We start from the raw sequence: 1213 nt of genomic DNA, 5'->3' as shown, positions 1-1213 counted from the left end.
CGCGCGGTGCTGCGCCGCGACTACCCCACCGCCGCGCGGATCACGCGCTGGCTGGCGTGGCTGCACGCCGACGGGGTGCCACTGGCGCTCGACCCGGCGCCGCTGGTCGAGCACATCGAGGTGATGGCGGGCGGGGACCGGCTCGCGCTCGACACGGCCATCGCCCACCGCCTGATCACGACCTGACGGACCCTCACGAGCAACACCCGACCACGAACGGATCGGACCGAGACCCCGATGGACATGTCCGTCACCCCCCTGGCCCACCAGGTCACCTCCAAGGCCCTGACCTGGCTCCACACCCACCGCGAGCACGGCGCGCTGCCGGCGGACAGCACGGCCCAGCTGGCCGAGCCCGACAGCGTCTACAAGCCGCTCGGCGAGACGGCGCTTGCCGCCTCACTGGTCGTCCGCGAGGCGGTGGCCGGCACGCGGGAGCTGCGGATCGCCCGCGAACTGCTCGACTTCTGCTGGGAGCAGCTCGGCGAGGGCGCCATGCTCCACGAGCGGCTGCTGCGGTACCCGATGATGAGCGACCCGCTGGAGACGTACACCCACTTCGCCCGGAGCGGTTACCGCCACCGGGCGCTGGAACGGCTGGTCGCGCACACCACCTCGCTGCGCTCGGCGCGGGCGGCGGAGGTCCTGCCGAACCGGCGCCTCGCCGTCGCCAACGCCGCGCGGGTCGCCGGGCTCGACCGGGGGCCGATTCCCTTCGACTGGGACGCGCTGACCCGGGAGACCTGGCTCGGCTCGTTCCCCGAGCCGTGGCTGGTCGACTGGACGAACGCGTACAACATGACGCACACGGTCTTCCACAGCACCGACTGGGGGCGCCTGCCCGACGGCCTCGCCGCCGGTCTCGGCGCGTACGTCGGCGACTGGCTGCCGGTGTGGACGGACATCTGGGCCGAGATCGGTGAGTGGGACCTGATGGCCGAGCTGATGATCGTCGGCAGCTGTCTGCCGGAACCGCGCTGCGACGCCGGGGACTGGGAGCGGCTGGCGTCCCTCCAGCACGAGGACGGGCTGTTCCCCCGCGACGCGCAGCCCGTCGGCGACGATCCCGGTGAGCGCTTCTCCGACCAGCACCACCCGACGGTGGTCGCGGCGGTCGCGGGGACCCTCGCGCTCTCCCGTACCCTCGGCTCCCGGCCGTGAGCGAGGGGCGGGCCGGGATCCGCGCCGCGCCGGGGACGGACCGTCCGTACGC

General features: G+C 73.8%; 1 protein-coding gene and 1 pseudogene. Both read left to right on the top strand.

Features of this window, described 5'->3' with window-relative positions; genetic code table 11:
- Window positions 1-186, top strand: a pseudogene (locus GT042_RS34485) (hypothetical protein); the annotation flags it as partial.
- Window positions 187-243: 57 nt separating this feature from the next.
- Complete coding sequence (locus tag GT042_RS34480) at window positions 244-1161, top strand: hypothetical protein (RefSeq protein WP_345944025.1); 918 nt, start codon at window positions 244-246, stop codon at window positions 1159-1161.
- Window positions 1162-1213 lie beyond the last annotated feature (52 nt).

The sequence above is a fragment of the Streptomyces sp. SID3212 genome, from assembly GCF_009865405.1.
In the GTDB taxonomy this organism is placed as follows: Bacteria; Actinomycetota; Actinomycetes; order Streptomycetales; family Streptomycetaceae; genus Streptomyces.
This window is presented reverse-complemented; position numbering and strand designations above follow the sequence as displayed.